General features: G+C 35.2%; 20 protein-coding genes. 17 read left to right on the plus strand and 3 right to left on the minus strand.

Annotated features, from left to right (window positions below; all coding sequences use genetic code 11):
- Positions 1 to 11 precede the first annotated feature (11 nt).
- The 17 genes from aspS to BUC23_RS02735 all read left to right on the plus strand — a co-directional run bounded on the left by aspS (position 12) and on the right by BUC23_RS02735 (position 16389).
- Positions 12 to 1763, plus strand: a complete 1752-nt coding sequence (gene aspS, locus BUC23_RS02655; protein WP_073205020.1) for an aspartate--tRNA ligase — start codon at positions 12 to 14, stop codon at positions 1761 to 1763.
- A 126-nt stretch (positions 1764 to 1889) separates the two neighbouring features.
- Positions 1890 to 2084: a cold-shock protein gene (locus BUC23_RS02660; protein ID WP_007137066.1), complete on the plus strand. Its 195-nt coding sequence runs from the start codon at positions 1890 to 1892 to the stop codon at positions 2082 to 2084.
- 241 nt (positions 2085 to 2325) lie between these two features.
- On the plus strand, positions 2326 to 2691 hold the full coding sequence (locus BUC23_RS02665) for an NADH-quinone oxidoreductase subunit A (protein WP_073205023.1): 366 nt from the start codon (positions 2326 to 2328) through the stop codon (positions 2689 to 2691).
- Positions 2692 to 2817: 126 nt separating this feature from the next.
- Complete coding sequence (locus BUC23_RS02670) at positions 2818 to 3366, plus strand: NADH-quinone oxidoreductase subunit B (protein WP_073205026.1); 549 nt, start codon at positions 2818 to 2820, stop codon at positions 3364 to 3366.
- 3 nt (positions 3367 to 3369) lie between these two features.
- The gene (locus BUC23_RS02675) at positions 3370 to 3891 is read left to right on the plus strand and encodes an NADH-quinone oxidoreductase subunit C (RefSeq protein ID WP_073205028.1); all 522 of its coding nucleotides are present in this window, start codon (positions 3370 to 3372) and stop codon (positions 3889 to 3891) included.
- 33 nt (positions 3892 to 3924) lie between these two features.
- Positions 3925 to 5163 (plus strand): NADH-quinone oxidoreductase subunit D, encoded by a 1239-nt coding sequence (locus BUC23_RS02680; protein ID WP_073205031.1) that lies wholly within the window; start codon positions 3925 to 3927, stop codon positions 5161 to 5163.
- A gap of 86 nt (positions 5164 to 5249) precedes the next feature.
- Positions 5250 to 5780: a complex I 24 kDa subunit family protein gene (locus tag BUC23_RS02685; protein WP_073205034.1), complete on the plus strand. Its 531-nt coding sequence runs from the start codon at positions 5250 to 5252 to the stop codon at positions 5778 to 5780.
- A 1-nt stretch (position 5781) separates the two neighbouring features.
- Entirely contained in the window at positions 5782 to 7149 is a 1368-nt protein-coding gene (gene nuoF, locus BUC23_RS02690; protein ID WP_073205037.1) for an NADH-quinone oxidoreductase subunit NuoF, read from the plus strand.
- A gap of 18 nt (positions 7150 to 7167) precedes the next feature.
- On the plus strand, positions 7168 to 8217 hold the full coding sequence (locus tag BUC23_RS02695) for an NADH-quinone oxidoreductase subunit G (RefSeq protein ID WP_073205040.1): 1050 nt from the start codon (positions 7168 to 7170) through the stop codon (positions 8215 to 8217).
- Positions 8210 to 9262: an NADH-quinone oxidoreductase subunit NuoH gene (gene nuoH / locus BUC23_RS02700; protein ID WP_073205044.1), complete on the plus strand. Its 1053-nt coding sequence runs from the start codon at positions 8210 to 8212 to the stop codon at positions 9260 to 9262. The genes BUC23_RS02695 and nuoH overlap by 8 nt, the downstream gene beginning before the upstream one ends.
- 111 nt (positions 9263 to 9373) lie before the next feature.
- Positions 9374 to 9919: a NuoI/complex I 23 kDa subunit family protein gene (locus BUC23_RS02705; protein WP_073205047.1), complete on the plus strand. Its 546-nt coding sequence runs from the start codon at positions 9374 to 9376 to the stop codon at positions 9917 to 9919.
- Positions 9919 to 10431, plus strand: coding sequence for an NADH-quinone oxidoreductase subunit J family protein (locus tag BUC23_RS02710; protein WP_073205050.1), 513 nt, complete (start codon positions 9919 to 9921; stop codon positions 10429 to 10431). Before BUC23_RS02705 ends, BUC23_RS02710 begins: the two co-directional genes overlap by 1 nt.
- Before the next feature lies 1 nt (position 10432).
- Complete coding sequence (nuoK, locus tag BUC23_RS02715; RefSeq protein WP_073205053.1) at positions 10433 to 10753, plus strand: NADH-quinone oxidoreductase subunit NuoK; 321 nt, start codon at positions 10433 to 10435, stop codon at positions 10751 to 10753.
- A gap of 6 nt (positions 10754 to 10759) precedes the next feature.
- Positions 10760 to 12643, plus strand: coding sequence for an NADH-quinone oxidoreductase subunit L (nuoL, locus tag BUC23_RS02720; protein WP_073205056.1), 1884 nt, complete (start codon positions 10760 to 10762; stop codon positions 12641 to 12643).
- A gap of 9 nt (positions 12644 to 12652) precedes the next feature.
- Positions 12653 to 14095, plus strand: a complete 1443-nt coding sequence (locus BUC23_RS02725) for a complex I subunit 4 family protein (protein ID WP_073205060.1) — start codon at positions 12653 to 12655, stop codon at positions 14093 to 14095.
- A gap of 12 nt (positions 14096 to 14107) precedes the next feature.
- Complete coding sequence (locus BUC23_RS02730) at positions 14108 to 15478, plus strand: NADH-quinone oxidoreductase subunit N (protein ID WP_073205063.1); 1371 nt, start codon at positions 14108 to 14110, stop codon at positions 15476 to 15478.
- A gap of 194 nt (positions 15479 to 15672) precedes the next feature.
- The gene (locus tag BUC23_RS02735) at positions 15673 to 16389 is read left to right on the plus strand and encodes a DsbA family oxidoreductase (protein ID WP_073205066.1); all 717 of its coding nucleotides are present in this window, start codon (positions 15673 to 15675) and stop codon (positions 16387 to 16389) included.
- 79 nt (positions 16390 to 16468) lie between these two features.
- On the opposite strand, the gene BUC23_RS02740 is transcribed toward BUC23_RS02735, so the two are convergent.
- The 3 genes from BUC23_RS02740 to BUC23_RS02750 form a co-directional block, all read right to left on the minus strand.
- A complete protein-coding gene (locus tag BUC23_RS02740; protein WP_073205069.1) occupies positions 16469 to 17182 on the minus strand; it encodes a hypothetical protein in 714 nt (237 codons plus the stop codon).
- A gap of 462 nt (positions 17183 to 17644) precedes the next feature.
- A complete protein-coding gene (locus BUC23_RS02745; protein WP_073205072.1) occupies positions 17645 to 20818 on the minus strand; it encodes an efflux RND transporter permease subunit in 3174 nt (1057 codons plus the stop codon).
- Positions 20819 to 20905: 87 nt separating this feature from the next.
- Positions 20906 to 21967 carry an efflux RND transporter periplasmic adaptor subunit gene (locus BUC23_RS02750; protein ID WP_073205074.1) on the minus strand — a complete coding sequence of 354 codons (1062 nt, stop codon included), beginning with the start codon at positions 21965 to 21967 and terminating at the stop codon, positions 20906 to 20908.
- Between the last annotated feature and the right edge of the window lies 1 nt (position 21968).

Raw genomic sequence — 21968 nt, forward strand, 5'->3', positions numbered from 1 at the left:
AAATTTAAATCATGTACAGAAGTCATAATTGTGGTGAACTAAACGCCTCACATATTAATACAGAAGTTACGCTTGCCGGTTGGGTTCAAAAATCTCGCGATAAAGGATTTATGAATTGGGTTGATTTGCGTGACCGATATGGAATTACACAATTGATATTTGACGAAGGCCGTTCTGAAAAATCAGTTTTCGAATTGGCTAAAACCTTAGGGCGTGAATTTGTAATTCAGGTAAAAGGAACTGTTATTGAGCGTGAAGCCAAGAATAAAAATATGACTACGGGTGATATTGAAATTTTAGTTACTGAACTAACAATCCTCAATGCAGCTTTAACACCTCCTTTCACGATTGAAGATGAAACGGATGGTGGTGAAGATATCCGAATGAAATACCGTTACCTGGATATTCGTAGAAATCCAGTGAAGAACAACTTGTTGTTTCGTCATAAAGTAGCTATGGAAGTTAGAAAATATCTTTCTGATTTGGATTTCTGTGAAGTGGAAACGCCATATTTAATCAAATCTACACCCGAAGGAGCCAGAGATTTTGTTGTTCCTTCTCGAATGAATGAAGGACAGTTCTATGCCTTGCCACAATCACCGCAAACTTTCAAACAATTATTGATGGTGGGGGGAATGGATAAATATTTCCAAATTGTGAAATGTTTCCGTGATGAGGATTTGCGTGCAGACAGACAACCAGAGTTTACACAAATAGATTGCGAAATGGCTTTCGTGGAACAAGAAGATATATTAAATATTTTTGAAGGGTTGACAAGACATTTGCTAAAAGAAATAAAAGGTATTGAAGTAGAGAAATTCCCTCGAATGACCTACGAACATGCTATGAAAACATATGGAAATGACAAACCGGATATCCGTTTCGGAATGGAATTCGGTGAGTTGAATGAAGTGGCAAAAAGCAAGGATTTCCCTGTTTTCAATGCAGCGGAATTAGTGGTGGGAATTGCTGTTCCTGGAGCTGGAAATTATACTCGTAAAGAGATTGACGGATTAATTGACTGGGTGAAGCGTCCTCAAGTAGGTGCGTCAGGAATGGTCTATGTAAAATGTAACGATGACGGAACGTATAAATCATCAGTTGATAAATTTTATGATCAGTCTGATTTAAGCAATTGGGCAAAAACTACCGGAGCACAATCTGGAGATATGATTTTTGTTCTTTCGGGACCGGCTGATAAAACCCGTTCTCAGTTAAGTGCGTTACGTATGGAATTGGCAACACGATTAGGTTTAAGAAAACCAACGGAATTTGCTCCGCTTTGGGTTGTTGATTTTCCTTTATTGGAATTTGATGAAGAGAGTGGGCGTTATCATGCAATGCATCATCCTTTTACTTCTCCAAAGCCAGAGGACATGCATTTATTAGAAACTAATCCTGGGAAAGTTCGCGCCAATGCATATGATATGGTTTTGAACGGAAATGAAATTGGAGGTGGTTCAATTCGTATTCATGATAAAGCGACACAACAATTAATGTTTAAATATTTAGGTTTCACAGAAGAGGAAGCTAAAGCACAGTTCGGATTCTTAATGGATGCATTCCAGTTTGGCGCTCCCCCTCACGGAGGATTAGCGTTTGGATTGGATCGATTGGTAGCTATTCTTGGTGGTCAGGAAACAATTCGGGATTTTATTGCTTTCCCAAAAAACAATTCTGGAAGGGATGTTATGATTGATGCGCCATCTGTAATTGACGAATCGCAGTTAAAAGAGCTGCATATCAAATTAGATATTGTGTAGTTTGTCGGTTAAAATTGTTAGAAAACGTTGAATATCAATATTTTTACAAAATAAAAACATAAGATAGCATTTCGTATTATATTAAATATTACATTTGCTTCATTATAAATTATTATTACAATTACAATGCGTACAGGTACAGTTAAATTTTTCAATGAGTCTAAAGGTTACGGATTCATTACAGACGAAGAAACAGGAAAAGACATTTTTGTTCATGCATCAGGAATCAACGCGGAAGAATTGCGCGAAGGTGACAGAGTTAGCTATGAAGAAGAAGAAGGAAGAAAAGGAAAAGTTGCTGCGAAAGTAGCAGTTATCTAAGCAAAAAAATTTATTTTTTTGTTAAGAATGTTTAAAAACGTTTCGATTTATTTCGAAACGTTTTTTTTGTTTGTATGGAAAAGACTTGTTGAAAAAATTGAAAAGACTTGCTCTTATTTGGAATCAATAAAAATTAGTTGGTTATAGTATTTTCGTTTAAACTAAAAATTGTTTTAAACTTGTGTTTTAAATACTTGAAACCTATCTTTGTGGCTTATTCTCATTCATAAATACACGTTATATGCAATCCGATCAATTAAATTATATCCCAATTTTAATGCAGTTCATTTTAGCTGTAGGATTTGTTGTTGGTACCATATTGATTTCTGGAAAATTAGGTCCTAAAAGATCGTCTGAAATCAAAGATAAAAACTTCGAATGCGGTATCGAATCTGTAGGTAACGCAAGAATTCCCTTTTCAGTAAAATATTTTCTAGTTGCCATATTGTTTGTTTTGTTTGATGTTGAGGTGATTTTTCTTTACCCATGGGCAATCAATTTCAAGGAATTGGGAATGGAAGGAATGGTTAAAATGGTAATTTTTATGCTTTTGCTTTTGGTAGGTTTTTTCTACATTATCAAAAAGAAAGCTTTAGAGTGGGAATAAAAATTAATTACGAATTAGAAATTACGAATTGTAAAAATTTCAGTTTCTAAAGTATTTAAAAGAATGTTTTTAAATTTTAAATTATGAACTTAGAGTTCATAATTCATAATTCATAATTTTACAAAGATGAGTGATTCAAATATAAAAATGGTTGAGCCGCCAGAAGGGGTTGTTGGGGAAGGTTTCTTCGCTACAAAACTGAATGATGTTGTGGGAATGGCTCGCGCTAATTCACTATGGCCATTGCCTTTTGCAACATCTTGTTGTGGAATAGAGTTTATGGCAACAATGGCTTCGCATTACGATTTGGCACGTTTTGGTTCTGAGCGTGTGAGTTTTTCTCCGCGTCAAGCTGATATGTTAATGGTAATGGGAACGATTTCAAAAAAAATGGCGCCAATTTTACGTCAAGTTTATGAGCAAATGTCTGAACCTCGTTGGGTTATTGCTGTTGGAGCTTGTGCTTGTTCAGGTGGGATTTTTGACACGTATTCCGTTTTGCAAGGGATTGATAAAGTAATTCCGGTAGATGTTTATGTTCCGGGTTGTCCTCCAAGACCAGAACAAATAGTTGATGGTGTAATGAAACTGCAAGAACTAGTAAGAAATGAATCTGTAAGAAGAAGAAGTTCTCCTGAATACCAAGAATTATTAGCTTCTTATAATATCAAATAAATAATGGCTTTAGAAACGATACAAATTCAAGATAAACTAACGGAAACATTTGGAGAGAATGTTTCTCATTACAATCAAGAAAAAGACATATTTTCATTTGAGGTAGCAGCAGATCAAATCACTGCGGTAATCCTTTTTTTGAAAAATGATCCAGAATTACGTTTTCATTTTTTAACCGATTTATGTGGAGTTCACTATCCTGATAATGAAGTAAACAGGCAATTTGCGGTTGTTTACCATTTGCATAATTGGTATGAGAACAAGCGTATAAGAATCAAGGCGTTTATTGATGGTGAAAACCCTAAAATTAGAACAATCTCTAATATTTTCTTAAGTTCAAACTGGATGGAAAGAGAAACATTTGATTTCTACGGTATAGATTTTATTGGACATCCACAATTGAAACGTATTTTGAATATGGATGAAATGATTTCATTTCCAATGCGAAAGGAATTTCCAATGGAAGATAGCGGAAGAACGGACAAAGATGACCGTTTCTTTGGAAGAACGACAGACAATTATTAAAAAAAAACTATTATAATTTTTCACATTAAATAAATGTCAGAACTATTATTACCACCAGAGCATAGATATGCTAAAAGAATAAAAGAGCAACTAAACGAAGATGGAAGCGAGCTTTCAATTCTTAATTTAGGGCCTACGCATCCAGCTACACACGGTATTTTTCAAAATATTTTGTTGATGGATGGAGAAAGAATTCTGGAAGCGGAACCAACTATTGGTTACATTCACAGAGCTTTCGAAAAAATCGCTGAAAATCGTCCTTTTTATCAAATCACTCCTCTTACTGATAGAATGAACTATTGTTCATCTCCTATAAATAATATGGGTTGGTGGATGACATTAGAAAAATTGTTGGATATTGAAGTTCCTAAAAGAGCACAGTATTTAAGAGTTATCGTTATGGAATTGGCGAGAATCACGGATCACATTATCTGTAATTCAATCCTTGGTGTGGATACTGGAGCCTATACTGGATTTTTATATGTGTTCCAATTTAGAGAAAAAGTTTACGAAATCTACGAAGAAATTTGTGGTGCTCGTTTGACTACTAATATGGGAAGAATTGGTGGTTTCGAAAGAGATTGGTCACCGGAAGCTTTTAGAAAATTAGATGTGTTTTTAGCAGATTTTCCAGCTGCCTGGAAAGAATTTGAAAACTTATTCGAAAGAAATAGAATTTTTATTGACAGAACGGTAAATGTAGGAGCGATAACAGCTGAACAAGCTATGGCTTATGGGTTTACAGGTCCAAATTTACGTGCTGCAGGAGTTGATTATGATGTTCGTGTAGCGCAACCGTATTCTTCTTACGAGGATTTTGATTTTATTATTCCTGTTGGAAAATCTGGAGATACTTACGATCGTTTTTGTGTTCGTAACGCAGAAGTTTGGGAGAGTTTGAGTATTATTCGTCAAGCATTAGAAAAAATGCCGGAAGGGAATGACTTTCATGCTGATGTACCTGATTATTATCTTCCACCAAAAGAAGATGTTTACACGAGTATGGAATCGTTGATTTACCATTTCAAAATTGTGATGGGAGAAGTTCCTGTTCCAGTTGCCGAAATATATCATCCTGTTGAAGGTGGAAATGGAGAACTAGGCTTTTACTTGGTTACTGACGGAAGTCGAACTCCATATAGATTACATTTCCGCAGACCTTGTTTTATTTACTATCAAGCGTATCCAGAAATGATTAAAGGTTCATTACTATCGGATGCAATTGTTATTTTGTCAAGTTTAAATGTTATTGCCGGAGAATTAGACGCTTAATAAAATTATAAATGATGAATTGTAAATTAGGAATGGAAGTCAAAAAACATTTAAAATTTAGGATTCAAAATTTGAAATAATAAAAAATGGAACGTACGTATCACAAACAAGAAATAAATATGACTGAAGCATTGATGACTCGCATCAATGAACTAATCAGTCATTATCCTGAAGACAAAAGAAAATCGGCTTTATTGCCTGTTTTACATGAAGTTCAAGATGCTCACGAGAATTGGTTGAGTATTGAATTAATGAATAAAGTAGCCGAAATCCTTTTGATTAAGCCAATTGAAGTTTATGAAGTAGTTTCGTTTTATACGATGTACAACCAAAGACCAGTTGGAAAATACATGTTTGAATTTTGTCAAACTTCTCCTTGTTGTTTGAATGGAGTAGAGGATTTAATGGATTATACTTGTGAAAAACTAGGTGTAAAAGTAGGTGAGCCTACTCCAGACGGTCTGTTTGAAGTTAGAGGAGTTGAATGTTTAGGTGCTTGTGGTTACGCTCCAATGATGCAATTAGGCGATTTTTACAAAGAACATTTGACGGCAGCAAAAATCGACCAGTTAATTGATGATTGCAAAAACGATACAATAATATTACACGATAAATAATATGTCACAAAAAATATTATTAGACAAAATAAATATTCCAGGAATTAAAACGTACGAAGTATACCGTCAAAACGGTGGTTATGCTTCAGTAGAAAAAGCCTTAAAAACATTAACACCGGACGAAGTGGTCGAAGAAGTAAAAACTTCGGGATTGCGTGGTCGTGGTGGAGCAGGTTTCCCAGCAGGAATGAAATGGAGTTTTATTGATAAAAAATCAGGAAAACCAAGACATTTAGTTTGTAATGCGGATGAATCTGAGCCGGGAACTTTCAAAGACCGTTATTTGATGGAATTTATTCCTCATTTATTGATCGAAGGAATGATTACTTCCAGTTATGCTTTGGGTGCAAACCTATCCTACATCTACATTCGTGGAGAATATATGTGGGTGTATAAAATATTAGAGAGAGCCATTAACGAAGCAAAAGCTGCTGGATTTTTGGGTAAAAATATATTAGGTTCAGGGTATGATTTAGAACTTTATGTTCATTGTGGTGCCGGAGCTTACATTTGTGGTGAAGAAACTGCATTGATTGAATCATTGGAAGGAAAAAGAGGAAATCCTCGTATCAAACCACCCTTTCCTGCTATTTCAGGACTTTGGGCAAATCCAACGGTTGTAAATAACGTAGAAACAATTGCCGCTGTGCCTTGGATTATTAATAATACAGGGGCGGAATATGCTAAAATTGGTATTGGTCGTTCTACAGGAACCAAATTAATTTCGGCTTCTGGGCATATTAAAAACCCGGGCGTTTACGAAATTGAATTGGGTTTAAGTGTTTACGAATTCATGAATTCTGATGAATACTTAGGCGGAATGAGTTCTGACAGACCTTTGAAAGCTTTTGTACCGGGAGGAAGTTCTGTTCCTGTTTTACCTGCACATTTAATTTATAAAACGGCAAACGGTGAAGATCGTTTGATGTCATACGAATCGTTAAGTGACGGTGGATTTGCAACTGGTTCTATGTTAGGATCAGGTGGATTTATCGTTTATAATGATACGTCTTGTATCGTTCGTAATACTTGGAATTTCTCTCGTTTTTACCACCATGAAAGCTGTGGACAGTGTTCACCTTGTCGTGAAGGTACGGGATGGATGGAAAAAGTATTACACCGAATAGAAAATGGTCACGGTCGTGAAGAAGATATTGATTTGTTGTTGAGCATTCAAAGTAAAATTGAAGGAAACACAATTTGTCCATTAGGTGATGCGGCAGCTTGGCCAGTGGCAGCAGCAATTCGTCACTTTAGAGATGAATTTGAATACCATATTCGTTTCCCGGAAAAAATAAAAAATAGAGATCATTTTGTTGCTGAGCCTTTTGAAAAGGTAAAGCATTTAGTTTCTAAAGTAATCGTATAAAGTCAAGAATTTCAGAAAATGAAAGTAACAATAGACGGACAGTCAATAGAAGTAGAACCAGGAACAACAATCCTACAAGCAGCACGTATGATAGGTGGAGAAGTAGTTCCCCCTGCGATGTGCTATTATTCTAAACTAAAAGGAAGTGGTGGAAAATGCCGTTGTTGTTTAGTGGAAGTTGCAAAAGGAAGTGAAGCTGACCCAAGACCAATGCCAAAATTAATGGCGTCTTGTGTAACTGGTTGTATGGACGGAATGGAAGTGAACAGTAAATCTTCTGAGAGAGTAACCGAAGCCAGAAAATCAGTAACGGAGTTTTTATTGATTAATCACCCACTAGATTGTCCTGTTTGTGACCAAGCTGGTGAATGTGATTTACAAAATTTAAGCTTTGAACACGGGAAATCACAAACTCGTTTCATAGAAGAAAAAAGGACATTTGAGCCTGAAAATATTGGGGATAATATTCAATTACACATGAATCGTTGCATACTTTGCTACCGTTGCGTTATGGTCGCGGATCAATTGACTGACGATCGTGTTCACGGAGTAATGGACAGAGGAGATCATTCTAATATTTCTACTTGTATTTCTAAAGCTATCGATAATGAGTTCTCTGGAAATATGATTGATGTATGTCCGGTTGGAGCTTTAACAGACAAAACGTTTAGATTTAAATCTAGAGTTTGGTTCAGCAAGCCTTATAATGCACACAGAAATTGCCCTACTTGTTCTGGAAAAACTACAGTTTGGATGTTTGGTGACGAAATCCAACGTGTTACCGGAAGAAAAGATGAGTACCATGAAGTAGATGAATTTATTTGTAATGGATGTCGTTTTGATCACAAAGAAATTTCAGATTGGACAATTGAAGGACCGAGAGCATTCGAAAAAGATTCTGTTATCAATCAAAATAAATACAACAGAAAATTAGAAAAAGTTGAAATCGCTACCGAAGAGCATATTCTTTTAGGTAGAGAGGAAGACCGTAAGAAAATAAGCATGGCCGAAATTCCATTGACCGAAGAAGATATTATAAATCAAAAAAGTTTGGGCAATAATGGATAGTACTATTATAATTGAAAAAAGTGTAATTATTGTTGCAGTTTTTGCTTTGACAATGTTGATGGCAATGTATTCCACTTGGGCAGAACGTAAAGTTGCCGCTTGGCTTCAAGACCGTGTTGGACCAAACAGAGCGGGTCCTTTTGGATTATTTCAACCGCTTGCCGATGGTTTGAAATTATTCTCGAAAGAAGAATTTGAACCCAATACACCAAACAGATTTTTGTTTTTTGTAGGTCCGGCAATAGCAATGAGCACTGCATTAATGACTAGTGCCGTAATTCCTTGGGGAGACAAATTGCATTTGTTTGGAAGAGATATTTTATTACAGGCTACGGATTTAAACATTGGATTGTTATACTTTTTTGGAGTTGTTTCAGTGGGTGTTTACGGAATCATGATTGGTGGTTGGGCATCTAATAATAAGTTCTCTTTGATGGGCGCCGTTCGTGCTGCTTCGCAAATGGTATCTTATGAAGTTGCGATGGGACTTTCTATGATTGCTTTGTTGATGATGACAGGCACGTTGAGTTTAAGAGAGATTTCGGCGCAACAAGCAGGAATGAATTGGAATGTGTTTTACCAACCTTTATCGTTTATTATATTTTTAATATGTGCATTTGCAGAAACGAACAGAACTCCTTTTGACTTAGCGGAATGCGAAAGTGAATTGATCGGAGGATATCACACGGAATATTCATCAATGAAAATGGGATTCTATTTATTTGCTGAATATGCGAATATGTTTATTTCCTCTACGATTTTAGCTGTTTTATTCTTTGGAGGATATAATTATCCTGGAATGAGTTGGGTTGTTGAAAATTGGGGCGTAAATATTGCCAATGTTTTAGGATTTGGTGCTTTGTTTATCAAATTGTGTGGATTCATATTTTTCTATATGTGGGTTCGTTGGACTATTCCAAGATTCAGATACGATCAATTGATGCATTTGGGTTGGAGAATATTAATTCCATTATCAATCATTAATATCATAATCACCGGAATCGTGATTTTGCGAGCAGATATTGCTGCTTATTTAGGATTTTAATTAGTACCGAAAAGCCCTAGCCCTGATAGCAGTAAAAATCCTTTATTGTTTTTTTTAAAACAATAAAGATTGAAACGAATAGCAGGATTAAGCTTCAAATAAAAATAAAAAATGTCAATAGAAAGTATATCCTTATCGGGAAGAAAAAAGCAAGTCTCTAACAAGGAGATGACTTTTTGGGAAAGAATGTATCTTATCGCGATTGTCAAAGGTTTGATAATTACGATTCAGCATTTGTTCACCAGAAAAGTAACGATTCAATATCCGGAGCAAGTGCGTGAAATGAGTCCGGTTTATCGTGGTCAACACCAGTTGAAACGCGATGAACAAGGTCGTGAGAACTGTACAGCCTGTGGTTTATGTGCGTTATCTTGTCCTGCAGAAGCAATCACTATGAAAGCGGAAGAGCGCAGAGCGGATGAAAAACATTTGTACAGAGAAGAAAAATATGCATCGATTTATGAAATCAATATGTTGCGTTGTATTTTCTGTGGTTTGTGTGAAGAAGCTTGCCCGAAAGACGCCATTTATTTGACTACTTCTAAAGTATTGGTTCCTTCCAGTTATGAAAGAGAAGATTTTATTTTTGGAAAAGATAAATTGGTGATGCCTTTAGATATCACAATGCAAAATGCTCAACTTAAAAACGCTAACTAATGTCTACAGTACTTATTCTATTTTGTGTATTATCAGCTATAACTTTGTCAACTGCATTTTTGACGATTTTTAGTAAAAATCCAATACACAGTGCTATTTATTTAGTGATTTGTTTTTTCTCGATTGCAGGTCATTATCTGTTATTGAATGCGCAATTTTTGGCAATAGTTCACATTATTGTTTATTCTGGAGCGATTATGATTTTGTTTTTGTTCACTATCATGCTGATGAATTTAAATGAACAAAGAGAGGTATACAGACCTAGGATTACAAGACTGGGCGCAATTGTTTCTTTCTGTTTGATCTGTTTGGTTTTAATAACCATTTTCATCAACTCAAAACCTATTGTTGGAGAATACACTTCGACTGGCGAAGATTACCAATCGATAAAAGTATTGGGTAAAATACTCCTAAATGAATATATGGTTCCTTTTGAATTTGCTTCTATATTGCTTTTGGTTGCTATGATCGGTACTGTTTTATTGTCTAAAAAAGAAAAATTAGAAAAGTAATATGAACAATATTTTAAACCAAATTGGTATTGAAAACTATATATTCCTTAGCGTAATACTTTTTTGTATTGGCGTTTTTGGAGTGTTATATAGACGAAATGCCATTATCGTATTTATGTCAATCGAAATAATGCTGAATGCAGTAAATCTTTTGTTCGTGGCGTTTTCTACTTATCATCAGGATGCCCAAGGACAGGTTTTTGTGTTTTTCTCGATGGCTGTTGCCGCTGCAGAAGTTGCGGTGGGATTGGCAATATTAGTTTCTATATTTAGAAATTTAGGCTCAATTACTATCGATAATCTAAAAAACTTAAAAGGATAAATTTCAATGGATACCAATTTAGCTTTAGTCTTATTATTTGCACCCTTTTTAGGATTTCTAATAAATGTTTTCTTCGGAAAAACTTTAGGGAAATCGCTGTCTGAAATTATCGGAACCCTTTCTGTTGCGGTTTCTTTTGCTGTTACAATTTACTTTTTCTTACAAATAAACCAAACCAAACAAGCGATCAATATTGATTTATTTGATTGGATTCAAATTAGTAATTTCAAAGTAAGCTTCGGTTTTCTTTTAGACCAATTATCAATTTTGTGGTTGCTTTTCGTAACCGGGATTGGATCTTTGATTCATTTGTATTCAATCAGCTATATGCATGACGATGAGAAAATGCATACCTTTTTTGCTTATTTGAATCTGTTCGTATTTTTCATGATCACATTGGTAATAGGAAGTAACTTATTAGTAATGTTCATCGGTTGGGAAGGCGTTGGTCTTTGTTCGTATCTGTTAATTGGATTTTGGTATAAAAACCAAGAGTACAATGATGCGGCAAAGAAAGCATTCATCATGAACCGTATTGGAGATTTAGGATTGTTAATCGGAATCTTTATTCTTGGACATTTATTCTCGACTTTAGATTATGCTACTTTAAAAACGGCTATCGCCGGTGCAACTGATCTTAATATGTATTGGCTTTCTGCTGCAGCTTTCGCTTTATTCATTGGGGCATGTGGAAAATCAGCACAAATTCCATTATATACGTGGTTGCCTGATGCAATGGCTGGACCAACACCAGTTTCTGCGTTAATTCACGCAGCTACGATGGTAACGGCAGGTATTTTCATGATTACAAGATTAAATTTCTTGTTTGATTTGACTCCAGATGTTCAATCTATAATCGCAGTTGTTGGAGCAGTTACTGCCTTGGTAGCCGCAACAATTGGATTGGTTCAAAACGACATCAAAAAAGTATTGGCTTATTCTACCGTTTCTCAATTGGGATTGATGTTCTTAGCTCTAGGTTTAGGCGCTTATGAAGTTGCTGTTTTCCATGTAATCACTCATGCTTTCTTCAAAGCTTGTTTATTCTTGGGTTCGGGTTCTGTAATTCATGCTTTGCATGGAGAACAAGATATGCGCAAAATGGGCGGTTTGAAAAAAGCGATGCCAATTACTTTTATAACAATGCTTATCGCTTCATTAGCAATTTCTGGAGTTCCATTATTCTCAGGATTTTTCTCGAAAGATGAAATATTGTTAGTGGCTTTCCATCATAATATTCCGTTATGGGTTGTGGCTTCGGTTGCTTCTATCATGACTGCTTTCTATATGTTTAGATTAATGTTTTTAACTTTCTTCCAAGAGTTCAGAGGAACAGAAGAACAAAAACATCATTTACATGAAAGTCCGTCATTAATCACATTTCCTTTAATCGTTTTAGCGATATTGGCAACAATAGGTGGTTTGATTAGTTTACCAGGACACAGTTGGTTGAATGAATATTTGACTCCAATTTTACCAAAATTAGCTAGCGCAGAACACCATTTAGGAACTACGGAATATATGCTTATGGCTATTGCGGTTGTGGGTGGATTAGTGGGAATTGGTCTTGCTTACGCCAAATACATCAAACAAAATACAGTTCCGACTGAAGATTCTGAAATTACGGGCTTTTCAAAAGTACTTTACAACAAATATTATGTAGATGAAATCTATGATGCTATTTTTGTAAAACCAATTAATGTTTTGTCACTTTTCTTTAGAGATACTATTGAAACGGCTTTATCATCTTTGGTTTTTGGTCTCGGAAAAGTAACCAATGAAATAAGTTTTCAAGGGAAGAAAATTCAAAACGGAAGTATCGGTCTTTATCTACTCGTTTTCGTATTGGGGCTTTGTGCCATTGTTTCTTATTTATTTTTAGCTCAATAATCTTATACTATGAATGTATCTCTAATATTAATTATACTTTTAGTTGGTGCGTTTGCAACTTTTCTTGCAGGCGATAAATTAGCTTCAAAAGTGGCTTTCTTCTTTGGTCTGGCTGCTGCAGGCTGTTCTATTGTATTATTAAATCACTATAATTTAGGTGAAAACATCAGTTTCATTAACCAGTGGATTACGCAACCTAATATTTCTTTTGCTCTAAAAGCAGACGGATTATCGATGGCGATGCTTTTGTTGACAACTGTATTGACACCAATTATTATTTTCTCTTCTTTTGGGAATGACTATAAAAATTCAAAATCCTTTTATGCATTAATCTTGTTTATGTCATTTGCAATGGCAGGAACATTCTTGGCATCAGACGGTTTATTGTATTACATTTTTTGGGAATTATCTTTAATCCCTATTTACTTCATCGCATTGATTTGGGGTAACGGAGATGCAGAAGAACGTAAAAAAGCAGTAGTTAAATTCTTTATCTACACACTTGCGGGGTCATTATTTATGTTGGTGGCTTTTGTTTATATGTATCAAAAAGCGGGAAGTTTTTTATTGGAAGACTTATACAAATTGAATTTAACTGCAACGGAACAGTTGTGGATATTCTTAGCTTTTTTCTTGGCATATGCCATTAAAATTCCATTAATTCCTTTTCATACTTGGCAGGCGAATGTTTACCAAAAAGCACCAACTGTTGGAACTATGCTTTTATCTGGTATCATGTTAAAAATGGGATTGTATAGCGTTATTCGTTGGCAATTGCCATTGGCGCCATTGGCAGCTAAAGAATACATGTATATATTCATAGGTTTAGGAATAGCAGGTGTGATTTACGGATCTATCGTTGCCTTGAAACAAAAAGATTTAAAGAAATTATTAGCCTATTCTTCTTTAGCTCACGTTGGTTTAATTGCAGCCGGAACATACACATTAACATTAGACGGATTGCGTGGAGCCGTTTTGCAAATGATCGCTCACGGTTTTGTAGTTGTTGGTTTGTTTTATGTTGCTGAGATTATTTTCAGAAGATATGAAACTAGAGCAATTGCTGAAATGGGTGGTATTCGTTCACAAACGCCAAAATTCACTTCGATGTTTTTAATCTTAGTTCTGGCTTCGGTAGCTTTGCCTTCTACTTTTAACTTTGTTGGAGAATTCACCGTTTTATACAGCCTTTCTCAAATAAATATTTGGTTTGCTATTTTAGGAGGAACAACTATTATTTTGGGAGCGTATTATATGTTGAAAATGTTTCAACATGCCATGTTAGGTGAAACCAATACAAAAATATTTGCAGATGTAACTTTCAATGAAGGAGCAACCTTGGTGATAATAATTGCCGTTTTATTCTTTTTTGGAATGTATCCAAAACCAATTATAGATTTGATCACACCAAGTCTTCAAGAAATTTTAACTCAAATTAATAGAATTAACTAGTCAAATAAAACAATGAATACATTAATAGCTATAATAGGATTAGGTGTTTTATGCCTTTTATTTGAAATTTTTAATTTAAGAAAAGCCATCGTGCCTATAACAATCATTGGATTGTTAGGTGTTCTTGGTTTAACTATATCTGAATTTAATTCAGCAGAAAGTTACTATAACAATATGATTGTTGTAAGTAAATTTTCAACTACATTTTCTAGTTTGTTTATCGTACTTACCATTTTCTTAGTGGCTTTAGGACATAATTTTTACGAAAATCACCAATCAAAAATATCAGATTTTATTGCCATAAAAGTATTCTTATTGGCAGGAGCTGTTGCAATGGTATCTTTTGGAAACTTAGCGATGTTCTTTTTAGGAATCGAAGTATTATCAATATCACTGTACATTCTTGCGGCGAGTGACCGTATGAATTTAAAAAGTAACGAGGCGGGAATGAAGTATTTCCTTATGGGATCTTTCGCCTCGGGAATTATTTTGTTTGGTATCTGTTTAATTTACGGAGCGATGGGAAGTTTTGATGTTTCCGAAATCAGTGCTTTATCACAATCTGCAGAATTGCCTATTTGGTTTCCTATCGGAATTGTATTGTTGACAATAGGAATGTTGTTCAAAGTTGCAGCTGTCCCTTTCCATTTTTGGGCGCCGGACGTTTATGAAGGTTCTCCAGCATTGACTACAGCATTGATGAGTACTTTAGCAAAAGTTGTTGCTATGGCTACTTTATACAAATTATTATCTGTTATGAATGCTGATATTTCTGAGTCATACAAAATGGTTGTAGTTGTCATCTCGATGGCTTCGATGACTGTAGGTAACATTATGGCTTTGAGACAAACTAATGTGAAACGTATGCTTGCTTTTTCAGGTGTTTCTCATGCGGGATTTATGTTGATGACTCTATTGAGTTTCTCTACATCAGCGGGTAGTTTGTTGTATTATGCTTCAGCCTATTCTTTATCTGGTATCGCTGCTTTTAGTGTGATTTTATACGTTTGTAAAAACAGAAATAACGAAGATATTACTAATTTCCACGGACTGGGAAAAACGAATCCATTGTTAGCAGCTATTCTTACGGCAGCATTGCTTTCTATGGCTGGTATTCCAATTTTTGCTGGTTTCTTTGCTAAGTTGGTTTTGTTTAACCAAACGATTCAAGCGGGTTATTTGGCTTTAGTGATTGTAGCAGTTGTGAATTCTATTATAAGTGTTGGTTACTACTTCAAATTGATTTTGGCGATGTATACCAAAGAACCAAACGAAGAGCGAAAAGGGACGCCCGTTGTTATTTATGCGGTAGCAGTTGTCGCTATTGTTTTGAATTTAGTTTTAGGTTTGTTCCCTTCCTTAGTTTTGGATTTATTGGCATAAGCCAAAGTTTTAAAAATTTATAGGAAACCATCAAGAGCAATTTTGATGGTTTTTTTGGTTCTAAAAGAATTTGCTGGATTCAAATAAATATTTACTATTCGGGTATATATAATAAAATACTAAAGCCCAAAGAGCTCAAAACGGAATTGATTAATTTTGCATAATAGAATTGAATTTCAATTAAAAGAATTAAGATGGATAATAAATTAAAAGTGCAAATTTGGTCGGACATCATGTGTCCGTTTTGTTATATAGGAAAAAGAAGAATTGAAGAAGCTTTACAAAATTTCGAACATAAAGAAGCTGTCGAAATTGAATGGAAAAGTTACCAACTGGATGCCAGTTTTATCGCCTCTCCTGAGGACAATATGGTAGAACATTTGGCAGAAAAATATAGAAAGGATAATGATTGGGCTCAAAATATGCTCGATAATATGACCCAAAATGCAAAGGCGGCAGGGCTGGACTTTCATTTTGAAAAAGCTGTTCTGGCTAATTCTTTTAACGCGCATCGCTTGTTGCATTTGGCTAAAAAGTATAATCTGGCAAATGATTTAGAAGAATTATTGTTCAAAGCCTATTTAACCGAAGGAAAGGATATTAATAATCTCGATACTTTGAGCAAACTTGGAATTGAAGTAGGACTGGATGTAGAAAGTGTCGCTCAGGTATTAAATTCTGATGCTTATGGCACTGAAGTGCAAAAAGACCAAGAAGAGGCAAATGCTATCGGTGTTCAGGGAGTTCCATTTTTTGTTTTAGATAATAAATATGCGATTTCCGGTGCTCAGCCTGCTTCTGCATTTTTGGAAACTTTGGAAAAAGTATGGCAAGAAGGCAAATTTGAAATAAAGCCAACTTTGTTGAATACTACTGATGGAGAAAGTTGTGGAATTGATGGTTGTAACTAAAAATAGGTGTTTATCTTTATACGAAAAACCCGCTGATACGAATATCAACGGGTTTTTCTAACAAACCATTTAAACCTAACTAACGTCTTTTATCAATTCTGATTTCTACACTTCCTACTACTTTAGTTTCTTCTTTTTGTGCTTTTGTCCCACCGTTTTTAAAATAGTATTGATTTTGATCGTCTGAATTTTGATTATTTCCATGATCATCATCGCAGTCGTCATTATCATTGTTATTTTGGTTACCACCATAAGTAGGTTCGTAATTGCCAACATTATTTTCATAAGAGCGACGTCCTTTCACACTTCCAACCATATCAATAATTTGACCACGACGGTTGTAGATAATTTGCAATCCACCTACTTGTTCTAATGCATAGCGATTGTAACTCATGTATACGGAACCAACTCTTTTAATTCTATCATTCGCATCGTAGTTGATAAATACGTTTCCAATACGTCTCACACGTCCAAAATTATCGTGTTCTACTTTTACGCCATAATTTTCATTTCTAAAATTCGACGGAGCACCATACGTTCTATTTACGGCACTAGTCCTTGCAGCTTTATAATACATGTCTCGGCCTCCAGTTGATGGGCGTGTATTAAAATCAAATTGTCCGTCAGGAAACACGAAGAACTCAACTCCTCTTTCTGTGAACACAATTGGTTCAGCGTTTCTAAAATCAACAGGCGATCTTCTCTCATGAGAAAAACTATTTTTCTCTGTTGCATTCGCTACACCACCTCCAATAAGGAAGATACTAGCTACTAAAAAGGTAATTTTTTTCATAATATATGTTATTAGTGTTTTGCCTACTCTTGAGCTTTTCGGCTTTCGCTTTTTTTACTTATTTGATTAGGTATATTCAAGTAGCATGCCAAAGTTTTGAATCAAGTTTCAGTGTTGTTGTGCGAAGAGTTGCCTTTTATTTATTAACACGCAGTAAATCATTTGTTTGTGGGTTTAAAAAAAGATGATAAAATTTTTAAGTAGCCAATATTTAAGTTTTTTTTAAGTTTAATTCCTTCTTTGTAGAATGTGTTTTTTTAATTTCTGCTAAATTATGGACTAAGAAAAAAGTAGAAATACTAAACCAATACCTATTTTTAATTAGTTAATTTTTAGTTGTCTTTAAGTAAAGCTAAATACAGTATGCAGAAGGTCTAAAATAGTTGTTCCGGTTTAGAATAGAAACAAAAAAAACCTGTTCAAATTAATGAACAGGTTCTTGTGATTTTAATATAAATTGTTTTATGAAGTATGTTTTGGATTAAATCCATCTTCACTCAATTCCTTCTGGTCGTAATCAGCTACCATTTCAGCTTCGTAATCTGTTTTTTCTCCTTTTGTAAATTTGTAAATTAATTTCTCCATGATTTCATAAATCACAGGAACAATAATCAAGGTTAGGAATAATGAGCTGATTAATCCACCAATAATTACCCATGCCAATCCATTTTTCCATTCGGCACCAGCTCCAGATGCTAATGCAATTGGGAACATACCAAATGCCATCGCAATAGTTGTCATCAAAATTGGACGAAGACGTGCGTGATTCGCTTGAATTAATGCCTTTCTTATGGTTTCACCTGCAGCTCTTCGCTGATTGGTGTAATCGACTAACATAATTGCATTTTTACAAACCAGACCAATTAACATAATAACCCCAAGAATCGTAAATATATTCAACGTATTATTAGTCAAAGCCAAGGCTAATAAGGCTCCGATAAACGAAAGCGGAATAGCAAATAATACTACAAACGGGTGAACAAAACTATCATACAATCCCACCATTACTAAGTAAACCAAGATAATAGCTGCTAGTAAAGCAAAACCTAAAGTTCCAAAACCTTCGCTTTGATTTTCCTGATCACCGCCCCAGATGTAATTTACACCTACCGGTTTTTTCATCGTAGTTAATTTTGCTTCAAGTTGGGCAACTACAGTTCCAACTGGTACTCCTACAGTTTGTCCTTTTACGGTTACAGAGGCTGTCTTGTCTCTTCTTTCTAATTGGCTTGGACCAGAACCTTCTTTTACGGTTGCAAATTGCGACAATTTAATTTGTTCTCCTCTTTCATTTATAAAAAGAAGATTACTCACATCATCTATGCTTTTTCTGTCGAAACTGCTGTATTTAATGTTAATGTCATACTCATATTCTCCGGCTCTGAATTTTCCGTCCGTATTTCCGCTGTAAGCCGTTTGCATCGTTAAACCTACTGTTTGTAGAGATAAACCAAGCGCAGCCATTTTATCTCTGTCAACCTGAACATTAATTTCAGGATTTCCAGATTCTACTGATAATTTCACACCGGTTGCTCCAGGAATTTTATTCAATTCTGCTTCGGCTGCTTTCGCAAAAATCATAGCGTTGTCTAAACTGGAACCTGTAACAATCAATGCTATCGGTGCATCCTCTGCGGTTCCTAAAATACCTACCGGAGTCGTTTTTACTTTGGCTCCAACCAATATTTTTTCCAACTGACGTTTCATTTTTGCGGCATAAACAGATGCATCATCCGATCGGTCTTTTTGATCAATCATTTTCACATCAATCTCGGCTTTGTATGCTGTAGCCTGAGACGAACCCATACCTTCACTGGTTTGACCAACTTTAGTAATCAAACTTTTGATATATTCTTGCGTATTCAAATAAGCTTCTGCTTTTTGAGTCATGAAGTTACTTTGTTCCAATGAAGCATCTTTAGGCAATTCTATTTGAACTAAAAACTCCCCACTATCGGAATGGGCAAAAAACTCTCCACCAATGAATCCAGCAGGAACAAGCGCAACAGATCCAAAAAACAGTACAAGTACAACTAATAGAGTTGTTTTATAATGATTCAGACACCATTCCAGTAAACCTGAAATCCAGTTGGTAAAACGTGTTAATTGTTTTTCGAATCCAAGGATTATTCTTCCGAATATATTTTTACCTTCAATATGTTCTAATTTTCCAAAACGGGAAGACAACCAAGGGATTATGGTGAACGAAGCTAATAAAGAGAATAATGTTGAAATAATAACGGTAACACAAAACTGAGTAATGATATTGGAAACTAGTCCGGTGCTCATGGCTATTGGTAAAAACACCACAACAATTACTAAGGTAATCGAGGTTACCGTCCCACCAATTTCTGCAGTTCCTTCGTATGCGGCACGAACACGGTTTTTACCCATTTCCATATGCCTGTAAATATTTTCCAAAACTACAATCGCATCATCCACAAGAATACCTACAACCAGGGATAGTCCTAGCAAACTCATTAGATTCAGTGTATATCCAAGGTAGTAAAACCCAATGAAAGTTGAGATTAAAGAGGCTGGGATAGAAACCATTACAATCAATGAGTTTCTGACACTGTGCAAGAAAAATAACATTACAAATGCCACAAGAAATACCGCAATCAATAAATCATGAATTACAGAATCAGCCGCTTCCAATGTGAAAACTGTGCTGTCATTAGCTACATTCAATTTTACACTATTGGCTTTATAATCATTTTCTAGTTTGGTAATTGTTTTTAGAACTTGCTCACTAACGGCAACTGCATTGGCATCTGATTGTTTAACAATTTGTAAAATGATGGCGCTTTTTCTATCAATACGGGCTATTTTCTCCGCTGTTTTTTGAGCATCCTGAACATCAGCAATATCAGCTAAACGAACTTGTACGCCATTTTTAGAGGAAACTATTAAGTTTTTTAATTCTTCAACATTTTTATATTTTCCGGCTAAACGAATCAGGATTTTTTGTTCCCGAGTCTGAATATTTCCTGTTGGGAAATCCAGATTCGAAGACAAGATTACCTGTTGCACTTGCGGAACAGAAAGTCCGTAACCCTGCATTTTAACGGCATCAAGACTGACTTGAATTTCTCTTTCTTGTCCGCCAATGATGTTTACCTGAGCCACACCGGTCACACGGGATAAAACAGGAGCAATTTTTTTGTCAATTAAGTCATAAAATTCTACTTCATCCATTTTACCATTGGCACCAATAGTCATTATGGGTAAATCACTCAATGAGAATTTGCTTAACGACGGTGTTTTGGCGTTATCTGGTAAATCACTAATTATGGCATTTATTTTTCGTTGGGCATCGTTCAACGAAATATCCACTTTAGCTTTTGTATTTAAAGTAATTGATACGGTTGATAAACTTTCGTAGGAACGAGAGTCGATTTTTTTTATGTTTTCCAATGATGCTACTGCATCTTCCACTTTTTTAGTCACCGTATTTTCAACCTCACTTGGCGAAGCTCCTGGATAAATGGTAGCAATTGTAATTACGTTTTGTTCAAATTTAGGAATCAATTCATAGCCCAATTGGCTATAACTGAATAGTCCACCAAGGATTAGAATCGTGAACAACACAATTACTAATGAAGGACGTTTTATGGATATTTCTGCTAATTTCATATATTTTGATTGTTGATTATTAATTGTTAATGGTTCATGTAGTTTTTGAGGTCAATCCTTTACAATTAACCATTAACCGTTAACCAATTATTTTATAATATCCACTTTAGATCCGTCTTGAAGATTGATTTGACCTGTAATAATTACCGTTTCTCCATCAGAAAGCCCGCTTATAATTTCTACTTTATCACCAAGGATTCTTCCTGCCGCAACAGTTTTTAGTTTAGCGACACCGTTTTCTGCAACAAAAATTTGGTTACTGCTAACGCTTCCTACAAATGCATTTCTAGGAACTACCATTAATGATTGTTTTTGTTGGTTTGATGCAAATTCAGCGGTTCCGTACATTCCAGCTTTTAAATCATTGGATGAGTTATTAGCAATTTCTATTTCTACCGGGAAGTTTAAACTTGTATCTGCTTTTGGAGCGATGAAAGTAATTCTCCCTGAAAATTTTGTGTCAGGATAAACGCTGGCACTAACTTGTACCGTATTGCCTAATTTCAAACTCGCTACCTGACTTTCGTTTACGGTAACTTTCAGTTTTAGTTTTGAAACATTTACGATATCAAACATTTGTGTTGCAGCTCCAAGAACTGAACCTGGCTCGATGTATCTTTTATTTACAATTCCGTTAATTGTTGCTTTGATGTTAGTGTCGCCAATATTAACCTTAGCTTGTTGTAATCTGGATTTTGAAGTAACTAGACCTAGTTTAGCTTGATCTAATTGTTGTTTTGTAACTCCACCGGTTTTGTAAGCGTTCTCAAAACGACTGTAATCCGCTTGTGCATTTTGGTACGAAGCTTGGGCAGTCTGTAAGTCAGATGAAATTTGCTCACTTCTAATAATTGCCAAAGTTTGTCCAATTCTTACATTGTCTCCTTCTTTCACAAGAACACGTACCACTCTGCCTGGTTTTTCGGCTGAAAATTTTAATTCCTGTAAAGGTTCAAAATTACCATTCGCCGAGAAATCAAGTGAAACTTCTTCGGTTTTAACAGTTCCGACTTTAACAGAAACACTGGCATTTTTCTCCGCTACAATAGCAGTTTTTGCTTCGTTTTCCTTTTTATTATTCATTAAAGTATAAGAGATAATTGCTAAAGCGGCTACGATTAATCCTATGGTTATTATATTTTTTTTCATT

It is taken from the genome of Flavobacterium xinjiangense, from assembly GCF_900142885.1.
GTDB lineage: Bacteria > Bacteroidota > Bacteroidia > Flavobacteriales > Flavobacteriaceae > Flavobacterium > Flavobacterium xinjiangense.